23 protein-coding genes are annotated in these 22,528 nt (G+C 24.3%); all 23 read right to left on the minus strand.

The features are described 5' to 3' along the window. The gene (gene rfbA / locus E0E45_RS10350) at positions 1–870 is read right to left on the minus strand and encodes a glucose-1-phosphate thymidylyltransferase RfbA (RefSeq protein WP_130891087.1); all 870 of its coding nucleotides are present in this window, start codon (positions 868–870) and stop codon (positions 1–3) included. Continuing rightward, a complete protein-coding gene (locus tag E0E45_RS10355; protein WP_130891088.1) occupies positions 867–1,595 on the minus strand; it encodes a dTDP-4-amino-4,6-dideoxyglucose formyltransferase in 729 nt (242 codons plus the stop codon). The genes rfbA and E0E45_RS10355 overlap by 4 nt, the downstream gene beginning before the upstream one ends. Further along, positions 1,592–2,713 (minus strand): DegT/DnrJ/EryC1/StrS family aminotransferase, encoded by a 1,122-nt coding sequence (locus E0E45_RS10360; RefSeq protein ID WP_130891089.1) that lies wholly within the window; start codon positions 2,711–2,713, stop codon positions 1,592–1,594. Before E0E45_RS10360 ends, E0E45_RS10355 begins: the two co-directional genes overlap by 4 nt. Before the next feature lies 1 nt (position 2,714). Further along, the gene (locus E0E45_RS10365; RefSeq protein ID WP_130891090.1) at positions 2,715–4,151 is read right to left on the minus strand and encodes an oligosaccharide flippase family protein; all 1,437 of its coding nucleotides are present in this window, start codon (positions 4,149–4,151) and stop codon (positions 2,715–2,717) included. Between the two features lie 147 nt (positions 4,152–4,298). Beyond that, complete coding sequence (locus E0E45_RS10370; protein WP_130891091.1) at positions 4,299–5,270, minus strand: glycosyltransferase family 2 protein; 972 nt, start codon at positions 5,268–5,270, stop codon at positions 4,299–4,301. Further along, the gene (locus E0E45_RS10375; protein WP_130891092.1) at positions 5,239–6,486 is read right to left on the minus strand and encodes an O-antigen polymerase; all 1,248 of its coding nucleotides are present in this window, start codon (positions 6,484–6,486) and stop codon (positions 5,239–5,241) included. The genes E0E45_RS10370 and E0E45_RS10375 overlap by 32 nt, the downstream gene beginning before the upstream one ends. Positions 6,487–6,488: 2 nt before the next feature. Further along, on the minus strand, positions 6,489–7,712 hold the full coding sequence (locus tag E0E45_RS10380) for a glycosyltransferase (protein WP_130891093.1): 1,224 nt from the start codon (positions 7,710–7,712) through the stop codon (positions 6,489–6,491). 58 nt (positions 7,713–7,770) lie between these two features. Then, positions 7,771–8,985, minus strand: a complete 1,215-nt coding sequence (locus E0E45_RS10385) for a glycosyltransferase (protein WP_130891094.1) — start codon at positions 8,983–8,985, stop codon at positions 7,771–7,773. Position 8,986: 1 nt separating this feature from the next. Further along, positions 8,987–10,111, minus strand: coding sequence for a non-hydrolyzing UDP-N-acetylglucosamine 2-epimerase (gene wecB, locus E0E45_RS10390; RefSeq protein ID WP_130891095.1), 1,125 nt, complete (start codon positions 10,109–10,111; stop codon positions 8,987–8,989). Between the two features lie 3 nt (positions 10,112–10,114). Next, positions 10,115–11,221 carry an NAD-dependent epimerase/dehydratase family protein gene (locus E0E45_RS10395; RefSeq protein ID WP_130891096.1) on the minus strand — a complete coding sequence of 369 codons (1,107 nt, stop codon included), beginning with the start codon at positions 11,219–11,221 and terminating at the stop codon, positions 10,115–10,117. A gap of 2 nt (positions 11,222–11,223) precedes the next feature. Beyond that, complete coding sequence (locus tag E0E45_RS10400) at positions 11,224–12,249, minus strand: polysaccharide biosynthesis protein (protein WP_130891097.1); 1,026 nt, start codon at positions 12,247–12,249, stop codon at positions 11,224–11,226. Between the two features lie 12 nt (positions 12,250–12,261). Continuing rightward, the gene (locus E0E45_RS10405) at positions 12,262–13,476 is read right to left on the minus strand and encodes a glycosyltransferase family 4 protein (protein ID WP_130891098.1); all 1,215 of its coding nucleotides are present in this window, start codon (positions 13,474–13,476) and stop codon (positions 12,262–12,264) included. Then, positions 13,476–14,363, minus strand: a complete 888-nt coding sequence (locus tag E0E45_RS10410; RefSeq protein WP_130891099.1) for an NAD-dependent epimerase/dehydratase family protein — start codon at positions 14,361–14,363, stop codon at positions 13,476–13,478. Before E0E45_RS10410 ends, E0E45_RS10405 begins: the two co-directional genes overlap by 1 nt. Continuing rightward, a complete protein-coding gene (locus E0E45_RS10415) occupies positions 14,363–15,043 on the minus strand; it encodes a sugar transferase (protein WP_130891100.1) in 681 nt (226 codons plus the stop codon). The genes E0E45_RS10410 and E0E45_RS10415 overlap by 1 nt, the downstream gene beginning before the upstream one ends. Positions 15,044–15,092: 49 nt before the next feature. Further along, positions 15,093–17,246 (minus strand): polysaccharide biosynthesis protein, encoded by a 2,154-nt coding sequence (locus tag E0E45_RS10420; protein WP_130891101.1) that lies wholly within the window; start codon positions 17,244–17,246, stop codon positions 15,093–15,095. A gap of 486 nt (positions 17,247–17,732) precedes the next feature. Further along, entirely contained in the window at positions 17,733–17,948 is a 216-nt protein-coding gene (locus E0E45_RS17875) for a hypothetical protein (protein ID WP_232044100.1), read from the minus strand. Between the two features lie 17 nt (positions 17,949–17,965). After that, the gene (locus E0E45_RS10425) at positions 17,966–18,775 is read right to left on the minus strand and encodes a glycosyltransferase family 2 protein (RefSeq protein ID WP_232044101.1); all 810 of its coding nucleotides are present in this window, start codon (positions 18,773–18,775) and stop codon (positions 17,966–17,968) included. Beyond that, the gene (locus E0E45_RS10430) at positions 18,768–19,391 is read right to left on the minus strand and encodes an O-antigen ligase family protein (RefSeq protein WP_130891102.1); all 624 of its coding nucleotides are present in this window, start codon (positions 19,389–19,391) and stop codon (positions 18,768–18,770) included. The genes E0E45_RS10425 and E0E45_RS10430 overlap by 8 nt, the downstream gene beginning before the upstream one ends. Positions 19,392–19,725: 334 nt before the next feature. Then, positions 19,726–19,935, minus strand: a complete 210-nt coding sequence (locus E0E45_RS10435) for a hypothetical protein (protein WP_130891103.1) — start codon at positions 19,933–19,935, stop codon at positions 19,726–19,728. A gap of 20 nt (positions 19,936–19,955) precedes the next feature. Next, positions 19,956–21,059, minus strand: a complete 1,104-nt coding sequence (locus E0E45_RS10440) for a glycosyltransferase family 9 protein (protein WP_130891104.1) — start codon at positions 21,057–21,059, stop codon at positions 19,956–19,958. Positions 21,060–21,333: 274 nt separating this feature from the next. Then, entirely contained in the window at positions 21,334–21,552 is a 219-nt protein-coding gene (locus tag E0E45_RS17880; RefSeq protein WP_232044102.1) for a hypothetical protein, read from the minus strand. A 375-nt stretch (positions 21,553–21,927) separates the two neighbouring features. Next, positions 21,928–22,110 (minus strand): glycosyltransferase, encoded by a 183-nt coding sequence (locus tag E0E45_RS17885; RefSeq protein WP_232044163.1) that lies wholly within the window; start codon positions 22,108–22,110, stop codon positions 21,928–21,930. A gap of 175 nt (positions 22,111–22,285) precedes the next feature. Then, positions 22,286–22,489, minus strand: a complete 204-nt coding sequence (locus E0E45_RS17890) for a hypothetical protein (protein ID WP_232044103.1) — start codon at positions 22,487–22,489, stop codon at positions 22,286–22,288. Between the last annotated feature and the right edge of the window lie 39 nt (positions 22,490–22,528).

The following is a 22,528-nucleotide window of genomic DNA, read 5'->3' on the forward strand; positions in this document are numbered from 1 at the left end:
TTATATCTCCTCACTTATTTCCATTAGATATTTTCCATATTCTGTTTTTAATAATGGTTCTGCAAGCTCTACTAATTCTTTCTTAGTTATCCATCCATTTTTGTATGCTATCTCTTCTATACAAGCTACATAATTCCCTTGTCTATCCTGAATAGTTTCTATAAAATTAGAAGCATGAAGTAAATTTTTGTGAGTTCCTGTATCAAGCCAAGCAAAACCTCTTCCTAAAAGATTAACTTTTAAATTTCCTTCCATTAAATACAATTTATTTAAATCTGTTATTTCTAATTCTCCTCTTTTACCTGGTTTTAATCCTTTAGCTTTTTCTATTACTGTATTATCATAAAAATAAAGCCCTGGTATTGCATATTTTGATTTTGGTTTTTCTGGCTTTTCTTCTAAAGATAGAACATTTCTATTATCATCAAATTCTACTACTCCATATTCTTTTGGATTTTTTACTAGATATCCAAAAATCTCTGCCCCAATTTTTAATTTTGCTGATTCTCTAATTACTGGTGAAAAAGCTTGTCCAAAAAATAGGTTATCTCCTAATATTAAAGCTACATTATCATTTCCTATAAATTTTTCTCCTATTATAAAAGCTTCTGCTAATCCATTTGGCTTATATTGAACAGCATATTCTATATTTATTCCAATTTTCTTTCCATCCCCTAATAGTTCTCTAAAACACTCTATATCTCTTGGAGTTGAAATTAAAAGTATTTCTTTTATTCCTGCCAGCATCAAAACTGATAGTGGATAATAGATCATAGGTTTATCATATACTGGAAGTATTTGTTTTGAAACACTTCTAGTTAATGGATGAAGTCTTGTTCCACTTCCTCCTGCTAATATTATTCCTTTCATTTTTTCTCCTCTTTTTCTAAAAATAATTGTACATAGACTTTTTCATTATCTGTTATAAAATATGCATTTTTATACTCTCCATGAGATAAAGCCCTTAATTTATCTATTGCTTCTCTCATAGTAATTTTCTCATCTAAATCAATCTCACACAATTTTTTAAAATCATTTAAAGTGTTTATATTTCCTTCTTCTACTTTAAATCCTTCAATATTTTTTGTCAAAATATCATAAAGATTTTTTTCAAGAAGTTCTATTTCCTTATTTTGAATTCTGTTATATAATGATAGAGAGGTATCCCAATCATACATATTTACTTTTTCTTGAAATAATATTTTTCCATGATCTAAATATTCATCCATATAATGTATAGTTACTCCACAATCTAGCTTATTTAATATTGAAAATACTTGAGGAAACCATCCCCTATTATAAGGGTTAAGTCCTGGATGAATATTTATACATTTTAAAGCATTTACAAGTTTAGCTGGAAATATCTGCTTGCAATGTAAAGAAAATACCATATCATAATTTTTTATTATATCTTCAACTTCTTCTTTCACATTTATAGCTTTGAATATTTCTGAATCTAAATATTTTTCCTTCATACTAGTATTTTTTGAAGAGTATCTAAATGAAAATTTAAAATTTTTGTATTTTTCATTTTTTATTATTAGTAAAAAATTTTGAAAAATATACTCATTATCTGTTATAACTAATATCTTCATCCTTTTTTTATCTCCTTCAATGTTTTACAAATATATTTAACCTCTTCTAAAGTTAAATCTCCATACATTGGAAGGGTCATTACTCTATCAGAGATATATTCAGCATTTGGTAAGTTTATATCTTTATATTTTTCCCTGTAACATTCAAAGTTGTTTATTAAAGGATAAAAATACTTTCTAGTAAAAATATTATAATCTTTTAACCTTTCAAATACTTCATCTCTCGTTTTTCCATAAACTTTCTCATCAATTATTATTGGAAAATAAGCATAATTATGTCTTATCCCTTTTATGTCCTCTAAATATCTTATTCCTTCTATATTCTTTAGAAGTTCTCTATATTTTTCTACTAATTTTTTTCTTTTTAAAATTTCACTATCAACATACTTTAAATTTACAAGTCCCATAGCCGCCTGAAATTCATTAAGTTTAGCATTCCCTCCATTTTGTATAACCTCTTCAGGACCTGTTATTCCAAAATTCTTCTCTAATCTAAAAAGACTTGAATAGTTATCATTATTATATGTTAATGCTCCTCCTTCAATTGTACTATATACCTTTGTTGCATGAAGACTGAACATTGAAACATCTCCATAATTCCCTATTCCTTTTCCATTTATTTCTACTCCAAATGTATGAGCAGCATCATATATCACTTTTAAATTATATTTTTTAGCTATTTTCTCTATTTCTTCAACATTACATGGATTTCCATAGACATGTACTGGAATTATTGCACTTGTTTTTTCTGTAATAAGCTCTTCTATTTTAGATGTATCTATTGTAAAGTTTTTCATTTCTATGTCGCAAAAAACTGGAGTTAACCCACATCTAGTTATAGCATGAGTAGTTGAAGCAAAAGTATATGGAGTTGTGATTACTTCTCCAGTAAGTTTCAGAGCTCTTATAGCCATCTCTAATGCTAAATGTCCATTACTACATAAAGTTATATTTTCAACATTTAAATATTGTTTCATATTTTCTTTTAATGTTTCATGTTTTATTCCCATATTTGTAAGCCAATAAGTATTCCATATTTCTTTTATTTCTTCACAATATTCTTCATATGGGGGTAAAAAAGATTTCGTTACCATTATTTTTTTATCTAGCTTATCCATTTCAATCTTTCCTCCTTAATTTATTAAAAACTTTATTTAGTATATACAAGATTATTTCTTCTTTTAAAAAAATTAAAATAAGAAAATATATAATTCCTCCACCTAAAATACTCAATACTAATGTTTGATTATTATTAAAATATTGCTTTATTATTTCTATAAAAAAAGCCATAATAATACCTGAAATTATATATTTATACAACGAATTAGTTAATAAATTTATCTTTATTTTTCTTTTCAATACAATTATTAGAATAATAGTTCCTACTGTTTCAGCAGCCACAGTAGCAACAGAAACTCCTATATCAAAAAATTTTGGAATTAAAACTATACTTAACAATACATTAATTATTGCCATTCCCATTTGAATTATAGTTCCTATTTTTTCCATACCAGCTGGAACAATTCCCTGTAAATAACCCCAAGTGTTTAAAGTCACTATTAAAATTAATGGACTTAATATAATTAAAGGCTTTTGAGCTGGTAAAAACTCTGTTCCACCTAAAAAAAGATTTAATTCTTTAGATAAAAATATAAATCCTATCATTAATGGAATAGATAAAATATAACCAAAATTTAATGATTTTTTTAATAAAATAAAATATTCATTTTTATCATTAGTATAATAATAAGAAATTCTTGGAATTAAAACTGTTGAAACAGATCCAGTTATTGTAACTCCAACTAGTTGCAGTTGTCTCGCTCTACTAAAAAAAGCTACTTTTTCTGGTGTACTAAAAATCCCTAATATTATTCCACCCAACAATGTATATACACTAATAACAAGAGAGGATAAAAAAAATACTTTCAAACCATTATAATGTCTTTTGAAACTTAAATTTTTAAATTTTAATTTAACAAATTTTCTTGAATAAAAAAAACTCCAGACATTTCCTAAACTTTGTCCCAAAGCTATAAGAAGTGCATATAAATAATAGTCTTCTGATTTCTTTATTAAAAAAATTATTAATATAAGAGTTATCATTTTAATTATAATGTTTCTCAGTGAAAGAACTTTATAATCTTCTATCCCACTAAAAAACCAATCTATGTTAAAAGAATTTATTAACAAAATAATTCCCATAATAAAAAATATACTTTTATTATATTTTAATTCCTGTATCCCTAAAAGAACCAAAAAATATAATATGAAAACGATTAAAGAAAAAAAAGCTTTTATTATTAATAATTCAGAAAAAATGTTATTAATTTCTTTTTCATTTTCTCTGTGTTGAGCTATTTCTCTTATCCCATATGTTGGAACTCCTATCATAGCAAATATTAATAAAAAATTAATTATTGATTGAGAGTAGTTAATCATTCCTATATTTTTGACTCCTAATATTTTTGAAATATAACTAGCAGTTATTAAAGGATAAGCTATATTAAATCCTACTAATAAAAAGTTGTAAAAAATATTTTTTGATATTGATTTCATTTATCTTCCTTTTAATTTAATTAAAAATTAGTTTCTTTTTATATTGTAATGATATTAACTATTTTGATTTTTAAAAAGATCTCTTTCCTATTCTTTACATAACTAAAATCTTTTCTATATATATAACAATAGTTAATTTTAAGTTTTTTATAACTTTTTTTTCAAAAATTTTAAAATAAACCTTAGCTTTTTCATTAAATTAGTTATATATAATTTATCTAAAATATGATGTAAATTAAATATTTTAAAATATACATATCCTCTCTCTAAAAATTTAAATTTATGATATTTCTTTCTTTCTTTATAGACATAATCATCAAAAGAAATATTTTTTATTAAGTTAGGATTAAAGTCTTCTAATATTTGTTCTTCATAAATTTTATTTTTTCCAGAATGTTCTCCACTACCATCTACACCTATATTTTTGCTTAGAGTTTTAATTGGAAAGACACAATATAATCCTTTTTGAAAAATATTCCAATCTATCCTAGAATCCATAGCTTTTATTAAACCATTTCTATCATCTATTAATATAGGTAATGCATGATTTGCTCCTTGAAAAAATTTTATAACTTGCCTTTTATTTTTAAAAAATTCCATATATTTTTCTAAATTTAAATCTAATTCTTTCCATTTTTTTTTCCAAGTTGCCATTCCCCATGGGCAATAATAATTCCAAAGATATACTTCTGTCTTTAATTTAGGAAGGGAAAAATCAGGTGGAACATATGAACAAATTGCAAATATTTTATTATTTTCTTCATATAAATTTAAACTATTATTCATAAATTCTAAAAAATATTTTGATACAATAATATCATCTTCTAAAAAAATAATTTTATCATGTTTTTCCAATATTTTTTCTATTGCTAATTTTGTAGATTCATAGGACCCTTTATTTTCATTAGATTTAAACAATATTATTTCTTTAAATCCATTTATATTATCTATAAATTCTCTGATTTCTTTCACTTTTTTTTCATCTTTTTTACTATATGCAGCATCAGAAGCTATGTATAAAACAGATTCTTTTGCTAATGGATTTTTCTTTAAAGCTTCTATGGATTTTTCTAAATGTGCCTTTCTATCATAAACTGTTATTAAAATTGGCGCTAACACTTTTTCTCCTTTCCAAAATCATTATGTATATTATTAATGGTAAAATTGAAAAAAAATCTATATGTTTAAACCCGAATATACTTTGAATCATTAAATACTCTAAATAAGAGCTTATGGCAATATGATTCAAATTTCTAATTTCTAATTTTTTATAAAATATTCTATAAAAAATACCAAGTAGTAAATTAATTACTACTATTCCAAAATATCCAAAATCTTTATATTGCCAATAAAATGCTGTAGCTAAAGCATTATAAAATTTAAAAAAACTGTTAGTATCTGACAACTGAACAAATTTCATTAATTCAGTCCCAACTTCTGATAAACTACTATTTGAAATTTTAAATCCTATATATCTAAGCAGGAACTTTATTGGACCTATAATTCCTGAGAAAAGTAATTCTCCATTATAAAATTTATCATTATTATGTTTTAACAAATAATCAAAATATGCAATTGCTCCACTATAATATGTTATTATGGTCATAAAAACTTTTTTTAAACTAGCTTGTCTAAAAAAAGTCATTACTAAAGTACATAAGATCAACAATAATATAAGCTTTATATTTTTTTTTATAATTTTAGCTTTAAATGAAAATATTCCAATAATTATTAGATAAGATATGAATTCTCTTCCTCCACTTATTAAACAATATAATATTACATTAAAAAAAGATAAGACTAATATTTTTTTATTTTTTTCTAATAAACTTATTCCAATTAAAAAATTTGTTAAACTTATAGTTCTAAATAGATTATATAAATGGGCATTTGCTGAGTTAGAAAATAACTTTAAATTTATTCCATCGAAACTTATTCCATAAAATATAAATCTAACCATCCAATAATTGTCTGAGCTTTTAATTATCAATATCATTTTTATTAAATAAAATAAATTAATAATAATAAAACAACATTCTATTAGCATCAATATTTTTATCTTTTTGATATTTAAATTTGGTTTTAATTTTCGGGGATTATTAATAAAAAAATATAATGGCAGATTGAACATTATTATGCCAGTATAAATATATATATATGTTTTTAATTCTATTTTATAAAATTGACCTATATTTAAATATGAAATTCCTAACCAAAATAGCCACCATATATTAAAAATAAAAATATAATTTTTTTCTAGTTTCTGTAAAAAAAAACTATTTATTGTAAAAATCACTAATATTAGCATTAGTAACATAAAAATAAGTTCATCCATTCTTAATCCTTTTCATTACATATTTCTATATATTTTTTTATCAAATATTTGCTAGTTAATTTTTCACTTGGTTCTACTCTAGAAGACTTAAATAAGAAATATTCTAATCCTTTTACTAAATCTTCACTACTTTTATAATCGGCTAAATATCCATTAACTAAATGATTGATAATACTTTCAACACCTGTATTTTTAAATCCTATAGCTGGGGTACCACAAAATATACTTTCATTAAATGTTTGCCCAAAACTTTCTTCTAAAGATGGTCCAATAAAAACATCTGAAGAGTTATATAGTAAGGATAATTCTAAGTCATTATTTATATTTCCATAATTTATAATTTTATATGGTATTTCTTTATCTAAAATAAATTTTGATCCAAAAATTATTAATTCTATATCCTTTCTATATCCTTTTTTATAAAAAGTCTTTAAGGCTTCTTTTAAATAATAATATCCCTTATATTCTGTTTTAGGATCAACTGCTCCAAATAAAATATATTTTTTATTATTTTCTAGATTTAATATTTCTCTAGCTAATTTTTTATCTATTTTTTTAAATATTGTTTCATCTAATACATTTTCTAATAATTCAATTTTTTTATTTTTAAAAACTAAACTTTTTTTAGCATTTTTTTCCATCCACTTACTAGGACAAATTATATTTAACTTATTCAAGTCCTTTAATATTTTTATTTTTGATCTTAATATTTTATAACTCAAGTCCTTGGTTTTTCTAGAGTTTAATATCCTACATTTTCCACAACCTGAAATATAATTTTCACATTCTAATTTTACATGACATCCACCTGTAAAAGGACCATTATCATGGCAGGTCCATATGATTTTTTTCTTTAATTTATATAATTTTTTTATAGAATTAATATTTAAAAATCCTCCATTTACCCAATGTAAATGTATAATATCTGCTTCTTGAATTATTTTATGTTTTGAAATATCAATTCCTATTTTCCAAGAAGAAAATGGAAGTTTTAAATCCTTTTTGGCAAAAATTTTTAAATATATTTTCTCTAAATATAATCGCATATTTGAATATATGTATTTTTCAATTTTTCCAGGTTTTATTTGATATACAGTTTCATCATTTACTAATTTTTTCTGAACAATCATTTTTGAATCTATATTATGTTTCAGTAACATTTTATGAAGCCTATATGGAGCATTTCCACTTGAGGTTACTACCATTTGTATATGAACTATTTTCATTTTATTTCCTCATTTCAATAAAATTGCAAGTTATTATTTCTAAATATTATCTCATTTTTTAACTTTCAATAAATTCTTTAATTTTTTTTCCTTGTTCCTTATAAGATTTACTCAAAATAAATTTTCTAGCATTTTCTCCAATTTTTCTTCTTTTTGAGGTTTTCCAACTTAAAACTTCTAATATTTTTTTAGCTATTGTTTCTGGTAAATTATTTTCTAAACAAATTAAATGCTCTATATATTCATCAGGAAATCCACTTAATATTGTTGTTATTACTGGAGTTCCTGAAGCCATATACTCCATCATTTTTGAAGGAAAAGAATATTTTACATACTCATCTTCTTTTGACCGAGCATTAATTAAAAATGTTGCTTCTTTTTGAATTTTTAATATTTTTTCATTTTCTACAAATCCAAAGTATTTTATTCTTTTATCTCTCTCACAAATATTTTCTATTTCTTTTTCATAATTTCCTCTTCCATAAATATGAAGTTCTATATTTTCAACAGTTATATATTTAAAACTATCTATTATATTTTTTATTCCATATTTTTCTTCCAAAGTTCCAGTATAAACTATATTCTTTATGTCAGAAATTACTTTTTTATCTTCCAAGTCTTTATTTTCATAAGAATTTAAATTAATAATTCCTTCAATTACCAAATATGGTTTTTGAGGGCAAAAGTCTTCTGCTAGTTCCTTTGTTAAGCTTATTACTTTATCAAATTTTCTCATAAAAAATTTTGATAATTTTAATTCAATTTTCCTTAATTTTGTTTTTATAGAACTATCTCTTTGATTTATAACAGAAGGAGGGTCTGTCCATATTGCTATAAGTTCTATCTTGTAAAATTTAGAAAAAATATATCCTAATATTAAATAGGGTATTGTTACTGAATAAACTATTACTGCTTTCTTATTTTTCTTTTTCTTAAATTCTTTAATTCCATAATAAAACCCAAAAAGTAACCTAGTTATTATTTTAAAAACTGAAATATTAATAAATGGAATTTCTAAAATTTTTATTTTTTTTCTATTTAAGTTTATGTAATATTCTTTTTTACTAATACACTTTTCTTTATAATAAGGATAATCAGATACTGGTCTAGAACTTATGTATACTATTTCATTTTTTTCATTCTCAATTCCTTTAATTAAATTCCAAATAAACTTATCAGTTTGAATTGCTGGAAATTTATCATTCTGAAAAATTTTAACCATTTCTACTTTGGGAATTGCAAAAGTAAAGAACAAATATGATTCTTTTTCCATACTATTTTCCCCATATAACTTTATCAATTATTTTGTAGTAGCTTAGTATTATTCTCACTACCTTATCTGCTACATTTATATCTTTGTAATCTACTGGTAATTCATACCTGTTATTTTCTTCAAAATATGTTCTTACCATGTCTATTGCCTGTATTATTTCTTCCCCTTCTATTCCACCTATTATCATATTCCCTTTATCTAATACTTCTGGTCTTTCTGTACTTGTTCTTATTAGTATTCCAGGAAAATTTAACATTGATGATTCTTCTGATAATGTTCCTGAATCTGATATCACTGCATATGCATTCTTTTGCAGTTTGTTATATTCGAAAAATCCAAATGGTTTTAAATTTTTTACTAGAGGATTGAATTTAAAATTTCTTTCCTCTATTTTTTTCATACTTCTTGGATGTGTTGAATAAATTACTGGGATATTGTAATGTTCTGCTATCATATTTATTCCATTCATAAGTTTAAAGAAATTTTTCTCTATATCTATATTCTCTTCTCTGTGAGCACTTACAAGAATATATTTTCCTTTTTCTAATCCTAATTTCTCTAAAGGTCTGCTTTGATCTATTTTCTCCATATTTTTTATTAAAACCTCATGCATAGGAGATCCCGTTACATATATATGTTCTTTTCTAAATCCTTCTGATAAAAGATATCTTCTGCTGTGCTCTGTATAAGGTAGATTTATATCACTTATGTGATCTACTATTTTTCTATTTATTTCTTCAGGAACATTTTGGTCAAAACATCTATTTCCTGCTTCCATGTGAAATACTGGTATTTTTAATCTCTTTGCTGCCACTGCTGCAAGACATGAGTTTGTATCACCAAGTATAAGAAGTGCATTTGGCATCTCTTTTTCTAAAACTTCATAAGATTTTGCTATTATATTTCCTATTGTTTCTCCTAAATGTTTTCCTACAGAATTCAAATAATAATCTGGTTCTCTTAAACCTAATTCTTCAAAGAACACTTGATTCAATGTATAATCCCAGTTCTGTCCTGTATGAACCAATATATGTTCAAAATATTTATCACATGCTTTTATAACTTCCGAAAGTCTTATTATCTCTGGTCTTGTTCCTACTATTGTCATTACTTTTATTTTTTTCATTCATTACACCTCTAAGTAGTATGTATCTGGATTTTCTTTATCAAATAATTCATTTGCCCATATCACAAGTATCATTTCTCCAGTACCTGTATTTGTTATATTATGTGTATATCCAACTGGTATATCCACCACTTCTAATTTTTTATCCGATACAGGATATTCAATCACTTTATCACTGTATATATTTCTAAATCTGATAACAGCTTCTCCCTTTATTACTAAAAATTTTTCATTTTTAGTATTATGATAGTGATTTCCTCTTGTTATTCCTGGTTTTGAAGTTGAAATTGAAAATTGTCCACTATCTATTGTTCTTAATACTTCAACAAAAGCTCCTCTATTATCTTTATGTTCTATAAGTTCATATGAAAAGTTATCTTCTGGAAGATATGATAAATAAGTTGAATATAGTGCTCTTTCAAATCCTTCTCCTACTTTTTCTATTACAAGAGTTTTTCTGTTATTTTTAAATGAATGGATAAGATCTGAAATCTCTCCAAGAGTTTTACTATATACTATTGGCATCTCATAATATTCTTTAATTTCTTTCTGCTTCTGTAAATGAGAAACAAAAGTATTTACAACATCATCTATATATACAAAATTTAATTTTATATTTCTATCTGATATAGCTATATCTATATTATTTGCTATATTGTGGCACCAAGTAGCAATTACAGAATTGTAATTTGGTCTGCACCACTTTCCAAAGACGTTTGGAAGTCTGTAAATATATATTTGCGCATGATTTTTTTTACTATATTCTCTTAGGAAAATTTCTCCTTCTAGCTTACTCTTTCCATAATCATTATCTTTCTCTGCCTGAATCGATGAAGTAACAAGAATTGGTATTTTTAATTCTTTTTTTTCTATTACATCTACCAGTTCTTTTATGGTATCTCTATTTCCTTTATAGAATTCTTCTGGATTCTCTGGTCTGTTTATTCCTGCAAGATGAAAGATAAAATCTATTTTTTCTATATATTCTTCAATTTCATCTATAGTATTTTCTTTATCAAATTGATGAATAACAATTCCTTCTATTCTAGATAATCTTTCCACAAGGTTTTTTCCTATAAAGCCTTTTGCTCCTGTTACAAGAACTTCCATAGTTATTTCACCCCAAACTCTTTTAATTCATTCTGTATTTCATATAGGTCTAAAATCATCTTTTTTAATTCTTCTTCATTTAGTCTATATGTATTATGAGAATTATATTCATCAGCTTGAGTGATAACTTCCTGCCCATCTTCAAAATATTTTGAATAATTAAGATCTCTTCCATCTGCTGGAACTCTAAAGTATTCTCCCATATCTATTGCTCTTACTTTTTCTTCTTTAGTCATCAAAACCTCATAAAGCTTTTCTCCATGTCTTGTTCCTATTATTTTTACTTCATGTTCTGGTTTTCCTAATATATCTTTCATTGCATGAGCAAGAACTTCAATTGTTGCTGCTGGTGATTTTTGAATAAATAGATCTCCATTCTTTCCATTTTTAAATGCAAACAATACTAAATCTACTGCCTGATCTAAACTCATCATAAATCTTGTCATACTTGGATCTGTTATTGTTATTGGTTTCCCATTTCTTACTTGATCTATAAATAAAGGAATAACTGAACCACGTGATGCCATTACATTTCCATATCTTGTAAGACATATTGTAGTTTCATCATCTTTTAAATTTCTTCCTTTCGCCACTATTACTTTCTCCATAAGAGCTTTTGACATTCCCATTGCATTTATTGGATAAGCTGCTTTATCTGTACTCAAACAAACAACTTTCTTAACTTTTGATGCTATCGCTGCATTTAAAACATTTTCTGTTCCTAATACATTAGTATAAACAGCTTGTACTGGATAAAATTCACATGATGGTACCTGTTTAAGTGCTGCTGCATGAAATACAAAATCTACTCCTCTCATTACATCCATTACTGAGTTGTAGTCTCTTACATCACCTATATAGAACTTTAACTTAGGGTTATTATATATTTTTCTCATATCATCCTGTTTCTTTTCATCTCTTGAAAAAATTCTTATTTCTCCAATGTCAGTTTTTAAAAATCTTCTAAGTACAGCATTTCCAAATGATCCTGTTCCTCCTGTTATCAGTAAAACTTTGTCTTTAAACATAAATCTATCTCCTTAATCTTTTTTTATTATATTCATTATTGTTTTATATGCCTTATCTACTCCCAAGTATTCTTCATAATATCCTCTTCCATTATTTCCCAGTTGTTTTCTTAAATTTTCATCATTATATAAAATTAAGAATTTTTCATATAAATCTTCAACATTTCCAGCCTCAGCAAAAATTCCTCCTCTTGCCTCTTCTTCAAGAAATTTTCCATAGTCTTCTGCTGAGCATTTATCTAAACTTGCTAAAATTGGAAGAGATAATTTAAAATAATCTGTTGTCTTTGATGGAAAATTTGGTACTGTAAATCTTTCATCAAGGCTTACAAGACCAATATTACAAGCACTTGTAAATTTTTCATAGTCTTCTCTTGGCAGCTGCTCTATAAACCTAATATTTTTTAATCTCTTATCTATAGCTATTTTCTTTAATCTTTCTCTTTCTGACCCATTACCTACAAATATGAATTTCACATCTGGTAATTCTAAGCATTTTTCAACTAAAGATAATATATTTTCTAACTTTTGTGGTTTTCCCATATTTCCACCAAATATAGCTATAAAATCTTCTTCTGAATATCCATATTTCTTTCTTATTTTTTCTTTATTTATCTCTAATTTAGGCTTTAGACATGCCCAATTTTTTAATAATTTTATCTTATCTTTATCTAAATATTCATATTTTTCTTGTAAATATTTGATATTTCCATTTGACATACACCAAATTTGATCATATGCTAAAAACATTTTCTTTTCTTTTTGTTTAAAAAAATTAAATATTATGTTATTTTTTATTATTTCAATATCTTTTGCATTTTGTGGAAAAATATCCCATAAAATTAAATGCGCTGGACATTTAAAATACTTTTTTAAAGGATTAATTAATGATGCATCTGATAAAAATGGTGTATGAGTTATTATTAAATCATATTTTTTATCTCCTAAATATTTTAAAATACCTCTTTTTAATTTAGGTATCATTGTTAATGTTGTTATTCCTTTTTCTATTTTATTGCCTACATTAAAATAGTTTCCAGTTTTAATTCTTAAAACTTTATATCCATTTTCAATTTTATATTCTGTCTCTCTTTTAAACTTTTTTTCTAAAATTGTTACTACAGTAATATCATTTCCATTTCTTGAAAATTCATCTGACAACTCCCTAGTTAAAGTTGAATCATTTTTACTTTCTGAATGTCTTAAATAAAGAAATAGTATATTCATCAGACCTCTCCAAGCATATTCTTTATTCCTTTTTCATAGCTAATCAAAGGAATATATTCTAATTTTTCTCTTGTTTCACTATTATCAAATTGAAGACTTCCATACAGCCTAACCATTATATTTGGCTTTACTTTAGTAAGTATCCAGAAAAATGGCTGTATCATTGGAACCTTTATTCTTTTTATTTTTAATCCTTCTTCTATTCCTTCTATCATCTCTTTTAAAGATAGTGGCTTTTCATCTATAGGCAGAAAAATTCCTTCTTTTTCTTTATCTATCACCAAAGATGTCAAATAGAGGAGATTATCTATATTTACAAAGCTTCTTCTATTCTTTGTATAATTAAAAGGCAAAACAGGAAGTTTTTTTACTAATTTTATTAGACTTTCCATATTTCCTTTTACTCCTTTTCCATATACCATTGGTGGTCTTATTACTGAAACTATAAAATTATCTGATTCTATTTCGCTTAATATTTTTTCTGCTTCCCATTTACTCTCTCCATATGGATCATTTATAGGGCTACATTTTGAATATTCATTAAGAACAAAATTATGATTGTATAAGTCGCCATCATATCCATAAACTTTCACTGTACTGTAAAAAACAAACTGTTTTACTTTGTTCTTTTTTGCTGCTTCTGCTATTTTTCTTGTCAGCTCTGTATTTATTTCAAAATATTTCTCTCTTGGCGCTCCATTCATCTGATGAACTAGAGCTGCTAAATGAAGTACTGTATCTACATCTTTAAATTCAATCTCTTCAGGTTTTACTTTTAATAAATCCACTGAAACTATATTATATTTATCTTTGTATCTTTCTATAAAATTTGTTCCTATAAATCCTGAGGCTCCTGTTATCATAAGAGTCTTTTTCTTATTTTCCATTAATACTCAACTCCTATTTTTTCTATTAATTCATTCTTTTTATTTAAAAGTATTTCATCTTTTACTATCCATTGAATTTTTGCTTTATCTATTATCTTTAAGAATGTAGCTATTATCAAATAAACATCATTCCAAAAGGTTCTATTTTCTACATAATACAGATTAAGCTCTATCTTATATGGCATTATCTGCTCTATATAGAATTTCTCTGGATCTGAAACCTGATTCATCAGATACTCCTCATCAGAAAACACTATGCTAGCTGGAGATGATATTCCACTTCTTACTTTAAAAATACCTTTATCTCTTTCAGAATAATATTTTAATCTTCTTGGAAGTTCTGGTCTTGGGCCTATAAAGCTCATATCTCCAATAAGGATATTAAATAATTGTGGAAGTTCATCTATCTTTGTTTTTCTAATGAATTTTCCTATTGGTGTTATTGCGCTGCTGCTTCCCTTCACCTGTATTCCTTTAGCCTCTTTATCAAAATCTGTTCTCATGCTCCTAAATTTATATATAGTAAATTCTCTTACTCCTAGTGTCAGTCTTTTCTGTTTAAATAATATTGGTCCAGAAGAAGTAAATTTTATAATTAATCCTGTTAATATCATCAAAGGCAAAAAGAATATTATCCCTAAAATTGATGCTGTTATATCAAACACTCTTTTAAAAAACATTTTCTACTTCCCCCAATTAACTATTCCTAATATATTAATTTTTAAATTATTAATAACTTGCTTCTTTATATGAAACAACTAACTTTTTCATTATATCTTTGATTTCATCTATATTTGCATGTTGTCCTACTTCCCAGAGTTTTTCAAAGAATTGTGTTATATCAACTTCTCCATCTTCAATTTTTGTTATAAAGATTTTTTTATTCTCTGTTTTTATTGCTGAATTTATATCATAGAGAAGTTCTTCAAATAACTTTTCTCCTGGTCTAAGTCCTACTATATCTATTCCTACATCTGAGTTAGAAAGCTTTATCATTGTCTGGGCAAGATCATAAATTTTCACTGGTTTTCCCATATCAAGAATAAATATTTCTCCTCCATTTCCTAATGAACCTGCTTCTATTACCAGTTGTGCTGCTTCAGGTATAGTCATAAAATATCTTGTTATATCTTTATGAGTAAGAGTAAGGTTTTTCCCTTCCTCTAATAGATTTCTGAATATTGGAATAACTGATCCATTACTCCCTAATACATTTCCAAATCTTACTGCCATATATTTTGTATGTTTAGCAACCTTATTCATATGCTGAATTACAAGCTCACAAGCTCTTTTACTGGCTCCCATTACATTTGTTGGATTTACTGCTTTATCTGTTGAAATAAGAACCATTCTTTCAACTCCATATTTATCTGCGCACTCAGCTACATTTTTAGTTCCAAATATATTATTTTTTATCGCTTCCTCTGGATTATGTTCCATCAGAGGTACATGCTTATGTGCTGCTGCATGGAATACTATATTTGGTCTATATTTTTCAAAAAGTATTTCCAGTTTTTTCTTTTCTCTTACATTGCATATTTCTGATACAAGTTCAAGATTTGGATATTTTCTTTTAATTTCTAACTCTAAAAAATATATTGAATTTTCATTGATATCAATATTTATCAACTGTTTAGGAGAATATCTAGCTATCTGTCTTGAAAGTTCAGAACCTATACTTCCTGCTCCGCCAGTTACAAAGATAACCTTTCCTTCAATTAATTTTCTAATATTTCCATCATTAATTACTATTTCATCTCTTCCCAACAAATCTTCTATTCTTACTTTTCTTAATTGAGATGCCAATTCTCTATTTTCTAGTATCTCTGCTATGGTTGGAACTGTTTTAATTTCCACATTTCCAACTGACTTAATTCTATCTACAATATTTCTCATATCTGAACTATGAAGAGAAGGCAGTGCTAAAAGAACTTCTGATACTTTTTCTCTCTTAATTATTTCCTCTAAATTTTCCTTATTTCCTAAAACTTTTATGTTATATATGTATGTGTCTTTTTTCTTTGGATCATCATCTAAAAATCCAACTATATGATATGGAAATATTGGATTTGTCATTGATTCTTGAGCCAATATTGCTCCAGCTTCTCCTGCACCATATACTAAAACTCTTTCTTCTGGGATCAACCCTCTATTTTTACTTTTATAGAATCTTTTTAATCTAAATAAATATCTACAAAATAATTGAAATGAAATAGATAAAATCAATGAAACCAAAATTGTAGATACTGGATAATTGATTATTCTTGTATATATAATTATTAAAAAGACAATAGTCGATATACCATTTAGAAAAATAAGATTTAAAACATCCAATATATTTGTATAACTCCAACTTCTATCATTCATTCTTGTATAAAAATACCCAATCAAGAATATTCCTAAATAAGTGAAGAGATATTCTACCTCTAACTTTTCCTCCCAATCTAATCCATACTTTGATATAAAAGCTCCCATCATTCCAAAAATTATTCCTAATGAATCTATTCCAAATTTTATAAAACTTCGCTCATTTATTAATCTAGGTGTTTCATTTTTATTTTTTTCTTTAAATTTTAATATCAATCTATAAATAAATAACTGAAAAAGTGAAAATACTATAAATACTGTAAAAATGGAAAGAACTTTATAAAATAAAAAGAAAATTCCAAATATTAAGCTATTAATAAAAATTGTATTACAACTCACTTTTTCTTCATTAAAATTTAAATTTCCTGTCATAAAATAGAAAAAAACTAAAATAATAAACAATCCATATACAGCAGTATTTATACTAAATCCTGTTATTCTAAGCATCATTTCATATACTACAAACAACAAAATTATATATATTATCCCTGTAATACTTATTTTCTTTTTTTCCATTTTAAAATCCTCCCAAGACTTTTTACAACATTTTTTAATTCATTATTATTTTCGTTATTTTAACTCTTTAAGCACAAAAATATAGTTTTCAAATTAAATTATACATCATTATTTATTTTTTTTCTATATTATTATACATTATTATTTTAAATGATAACTTTAAAAATTAAGATAATATTCTTTAAAATTATAAATTTTATTGTTTTTATGATCTTATTTTTTTATAAAATTTAAATCAAATTTTGTTAATTGAAAAATAATATCTGTATTCTAATTAATATTTATTGTTTGACAACATATTTTACGTTTTTTATATAATACAAATATGTTAATTATGTGTTTTAAAGAAACAAAAAAGAGACCACTTATAAAATATGATCTCTTTCTTATTTAAATATAATTTTTATTGTTTTTCTTCTTTAATTCTATAACATATTTACAACATACTTTTATTTAAAAAAATTTTTTTCACTTTTTAATATTATTTTAATATTTTTTTATAAAATTTAAAGACTTTTTTATTTTCTTTTCAATTATTCTTCTAAATATTTTTCTAGTGAGAACTTTATTCTTCCAATAAAATTTATTAAACAGAGATATTCTATAATACATAATAGTTTTTAATACTTCATTTACATCCATTCTAATTATTTCCAGCTCTTCTTTTGAATATTTTTCTTCAAAAATAGCTTTTAATTTCATTTCAAAATTTTTTGTCTCTAAAGAGAAATATCCATATTTTGAATTTTATAACTCAACGTTTTATAATAAGTCATTAATAAATATATTCTAGTTTTTTTAAAATCATTATTTTCTATTCTACTCATAAATCTTTCTAAATACATTACAATTTTTTTATACGCCTCTATTTCTTTTTCTTTATTTGGACTAGTTGTAGTACTTCCATCTCTATTTTGTCTATAATAATAATGAAATTTTTTTATATATTTTACATTATTTGATATAATAAATGCTGTAAAATTAAATGAAGTATCTTCATATATGATTTTTTCTATAAATAATATATGATTTTCTTCCAAAAAGGTCTTTTTATATAATTTAGATGTAACCCCTCTAAATTTAAGTAATTGATTACTCCAAATCATACTTCCATTTCTTGTTTTTTTTTCATATATCTTTTCTGTTTTTTCATTCTTATTTAGATTGTCATATAAAATAAAATCAGAAAATACTATATCTGCATCTTCTGCATCTTTATATAAATCCTCTATCATTGTTAATTCAATAAAATCATCTGGATCAATAAAAGAAATATACTCTCCTTTTGCTATTTTCATACCTGTATTTCTTGCTGATGAAACTCCCCCATTTTCTTTATTTATTACAATCATTCTCTTATCAGATAAAAATCTCTCTATTTTTTTCATAGAATTATCTTGTGTTCCATCATTTACTATTATTATTTCTATTTCTTTCAATGTTTGATTCACCACTGAATCTAAACATTCTTCAATATATTCTTCTACATTATATACAGGGATAATTACACTTACTTTTATTTTATTCATTGGTATTTTCTCCTCTTACTTTACACAAAGCTAATGCAAACATAAAGAATGCTAATTGATTAACTTTGCTAAAATAAATATTGCAATCTGTTAATCCAGTTAAATTCAAAAAAGCTAGTATACTAATAGAGAGATAAATCAATATTTTCTGGCTCTCTATTTGCGATGCCTTTAGTTTTTTTATAAATTCTAAAAGTAAAAAAATATTAAAAAAAATATAAAATATTATTGCTCCTATACCTTGAGTCACAATTATTTCTAAAAAGTTATTATGAAGATGTGGATTTTTTTCCCAAGAAATTGCTCCCAATTCATGATTGTTATAATAATAAAACCCCAATGCTTTAGATTTATTTTCTTTAAAATCATTAATTCCCTTTAGCCAAATTTTTATTCTTGTTTCTTTTTCTATGTTTTCCATTGATGTTAATCGCTTTACTCTATGTAGATATTTATTTATATGTGGTTCTTTAATAAAACAAATCCCTAAAATGAAAAAAATTATCAAATATTTAAACTTTATTTTAAATTTTATTAAAAGTGTTGTTGCTATTATTAAAGGAATTACTAAAAGTGTTATTCGGCTATTTGTACTGATTAATACTAAAAAGATAATATAAAAATAACACTAGAAATAACTTTAGTAATAATTTTTTTTGAATATAGTAAAAAAAACTCATCAAAACATATATTCCAATTTCAATTGTTAATATTGTTGGCTCTGTTCTCATTTTTACTCTATAATATGGTGAAAAATTATTCAAATGCCATTCTTCCAGTCCTTTTATTGTAACTATTAATGAGCACAATATAAAAAGAATAAAAACCATTATAGTATTTTTCACTTAATTCTAATTGGGTTAAACATAAAAATAATATGTAATTATGAATTACTATTTTAAAAATAATTCAATATTTAAACTTATAAAATCATTTTAAAAAACTTAGAGTTATAAAAATATATACCCAGCTATACTAATAACTAACCCCATAGATATTTTATTATATTTTTTTTTATATAAACAAAAAAATATAGTTATCCCCATTAAAGCATAATCAACAACATATCTATCATTTCCTTTTCTAATTATAAAAAAAAGAAATATCATTGTTAGTATACTTAATATTTCAGTATTCTTGTTTAATAAAAATTTTCTCACTATTTATCCCCTCTACCATTTTATAGATTTAAAAGTTCTATGAAAGATTTTTCAAATTCATCTACACTTATATTATTTATTTCTAAATTTGAATAATTTTCATCTCTTATATCATTTAGATTTTCTTTTTTCCCCTCTAATATTTTGACAAATTTTTCATTGTGAGCATATGGAACTTTCTTACTTCTAAATAGAGCTATTTGTTTTTTTCTTAAAGTATATCTAAAATTATATAAGCCTGAATCAAATCCAATAAAAATTTTTGCCTTTGCTACTATTTCTAAAACACTTTGTAAATTAGTTTTATTCACTAAATTTACTATATTCTCATTTGAACATAACTCAATTATTTTTTTTGAATATACTTCCTGAGATTTTCCTCCACCCACTAAATAAATTTTCTCTTCTGGGCAAATATCCACTATCTTTTTTATATATTCACTCATTTTATAGGGATTACAAATTCTATTTTTATCTGTTGCTCCAACTCCAATTACAATACCTTCATTATAGAGAGAAGTACAAAACTTATCCTTTAAATTTGGTATTAATTCTTCTTTTTCTATTGGTTTATCAAATAAAAATTCTGCTATCTCTTTTAAAAAGTCAATCACATTTTTCTCTTCTTCATTAAAAATTTTTTTTGTTCTTAATTTTAAACTAGTTGTATAACAATTATTATTTTTTTTATCTTCTTCTTCTAAAGCTTCTATTCCCAATTTTTCTTTCGAATAAATATTCCTTATAAGATCATCATTGCTCCATTCAAGATTGATAAAGTTCTTTATTCCAATTTTATTAATCTGATACATTTTTTTTATTCTTCTAATTAAATTATATCTTTCTTTTCTTGAAATAGTAATAATTGGGAATTCTAAAACTTCTCCAAGAAAACCGTATTCTTCTCTTACTAAAAAAAATACATTATTATATTCATACTCTTCAATAATTTTTTCTATTAATTTACTTCTTATTACAATATCTCCCAATCCATCAGTCATTTTAACTATTATTTTTTGAGGGTCTTTAAAATTTCTTTTTAAAAAACAAAGAAAAAAATTTGTAAAAAATACATTTATTTCATCTCTTATATATGATTTTTTCAAAAAAAACTTCTTTTTCATATTTTCCATCCTTTTTTTCTCAATTTTTTTTCTTCGATTTTAGTTGCTCTATAAATTTTAGCTTTTTTATTTTTCTTATAAGTAAAATTACATAGTATGAAAAATCCTTTTTTTTTTATAATATCTTTCCTCTACTTTATATTTTTTCTATTACCAATAAATCATTCTTCATTATAAAAGATCATTCCATCTCTTAAAATAAAAATACTTTTTCTTTTTCCCTTGAGTATCTATTATTTTTATTCCATTTTTAGTTTTATAAAATTTGAAGTATTTAAATCTCCATGATATATTTTTCTTTATGTAATTTATTAATTATTTTCATTATCTTATCTATATCTGCAATAGTTTTTATTGGCTCTCCATCTACACATTCCATTAATATGTAACTTTCTTTTATAAAAATCTTTTTCTTTACAATAACTAAAAATGGAACTGCATATTCTGTAATTCCTTCTTTTATTCTTTCTCTCACATTTATCAAAGTATTCAATGCCTCTCCATTTTTTTTATTAAAGTTTGTATTTTTCTTTGAGGTATTATAGTTTCTGATTTAGGTGATTTTAATATATACTTCTTTCCTTCTACTTCTATTTTTTTACTACATAATTTCTTTCTGTATTTTTGTAAACTTCTAATTTTTCATACTGCTTATCAACTATTTTCTTTCCTAACTCTTTATAAAATATTTCTTTTTCTGGATAATATATATTATATTCTTTATACTTTTCATTTTTTTATCATCTTAATTATCCTCTGTTCTAAATTTCTTCTATTAATTTTTCATATTCTTTCATCACATTTTTACTGTCAAATTCTTTTACTCTCTCTTTTATTAAATTTTCATATTTTTTTAATTCTTGATTTTTTAAAATTTTTCTATACTATCAGCAAGTTCTTCTTCGTTTCCAACCTCAAATAAAATTCCACATTTTCCTTCTTTTAAAATATCTCTTGGACCTACTGGGCATCTTGAAGAAATTACTACTTTTCCTGAATACCCTGCTTCAACTAATACTAATCCAAATCCCTCAAATTTTGAACTATGTATAAAAAATTAGAATTTTTTTCAGCCATACATATGGTTTTTCATTCTTCCTAATAAAAATACTAAATTTTCTAACTGATATTCTTTTATCCATTCTTCTATTATTTTTTAGAAGGTCCATCCCCTATAATATACAGCTTTTGTTCTATACCTTTATCTTTTAGTATTTTAAAACTCTTTAGAAGAGTATCATAATCTTTTGAATAACATCTAACCTTGATATGGCAATACAATAATCTTCTTCTAACATTTTTATCTGTTCTTTTGTCAGTTCACTTTTATCTTCCATCAGCTTCTCTATTCTTTCAAAATTAAACGGATTATATATTCTGTTGACTTTTCCTTTCAAAGTTGGATATATATTTTCTATTTCTTCTTTCATTTCATCGCATATAGCTACTACTCTGTCATATTTTTCTAA

This window comes from Fusobacterium ulcerans ATCC 49185 (genome assembly GCF_900683735.1).
Lineage (GTDB): Bacteria > Fusobacteriota > Fusobacteriia > Fusobacteriales > Fusobacteriaceae > Fusobacterium_A > Fusobacterium_A ulcerans_A.

Bases quoted from the DNA above. Each gene is read 5' to 3' on its own strand.
- rfbA (WP_130891087.1), bottom strand. From the start codon at position 870: ATGAAAGGAATAATATTAGCAGGAGGAAGTGGAACAAGACTTCATCCA.
- E0E45_RS10355 (WP_130891088.1), bottom strand. From the start codon at position 1,595: ATGAAGATATTAGTTATAACAGATAATGAGTATATTTTTCAAAATTTT.
- E0E45_RS10360 (WP_130891089.1), bottom strand. From the start codon at position 2,713: ATGGATAAGCTAGATAAAAAAATAATGGTAACGAAATCTTTTTTACCC.
- E0E45_RS10365 (WP_130891090.1), bottom strand. From the start codon at position 4,151: ATGAAATCAATATCAAAAAATATTTTTTACAACTTTTTATTAGTAGGA.
- E0E45_RS10375 (WP_130891092.1), bottom strand. From the start codon at position 6,486: ATGGATGAACTTATTTTTATGTTACTAATGCTAATATTAGTGATTTTT.
- E0E45_RS10380 (WP_130891093.1), bottom strand. From the start codon at position 7,712: ATGAAAATAGTTCATATACAAATGGTAGTAACCTCAAGTGGAAATGCT.
- E0E45_RS10385 (WP_130891094.1), bottom strand. From the start codon at position 8,985: ATGGAAAAAGAATCATATTTGTTCTTTACTTTTGCAATTCCCAAAGTA.
- wecB (WP_130891095.1), bottom strand. From the start codon at position 10,111: ATGAAAAAAATAAAAGTAATGACAATAGTAGGAACAAGACCAGAGATA.
- E0E45_RS10395 (WP_130891096.1), bottom strand. From the start codon at position 11,221: ATGGAAGTTCTTGTAACAGGAGCAAAAGGCTTTATAGGAAAAAACCTT.
- E0E45_RS10400 (WP_130891097.1), bottom strand. From the start codon at position 12,249: ATGTTTAAAGACAAAGTTTTACTGATAACAGGAGGAACAGGATCATTT.
- E0E45_RS10405 (WP_130891098.1), bottom strand. From the start codon at position 13,476: ATGAATATACTATTTCTTTATTTAAGACATTCAGAAAGTAAAAATGAT.
- E0E45_RS10410 (WP_130891099.1), bottom strand. From the start codon at position 14,363: ATGGAAAATAAGAAAAAGACTCTTATGATAACAGGAGCCTCAGGATTT.
- E0E45_RS10415 (WP_130891100.1), bottom strand. From the start codon at position 15,043: ATGTTTTTTAAAAGAGTGTTTGATATAACAGCATCAATTTTAGGGATA.
- E0E45_RS10420 (WP_130891101.1), bottom strand. From the start codon at position 17,246: ATGGAAAAAAAGAAAATAAGTATTACAGGGATAATATATATAATTTTG.
- E0E45_RS17875 (WP_232044100.1), bottom strand. From the start codon at position 17,948: ATGAAATTAAAAGCTATTTTTGAAGAAAAATATTCAAAAGAAGAGCTG.
- E0E45_RS10425 (WP_232044101.1), bottom strand. From the start codon at position 18,775: ATGAATAAAATAAAAGTAAGTGTAATTATCCCTGTATATAATGTAGAA.
- E0E45_RS10440 (WP_130891104.1), bottom strand. From the start codon at position 21,059: ATGAAAAAGAAGTTTTTTTTGAAAAAATCATATATAAGAGATGAAATA.
- E0E45_RS17890 (WP_232044103.1), bottom strand. From the start codon at position 22,489: ATGAAAGAAGAAATAGAAAATATATATCCAACTTTGAAAGGAAAAGTC.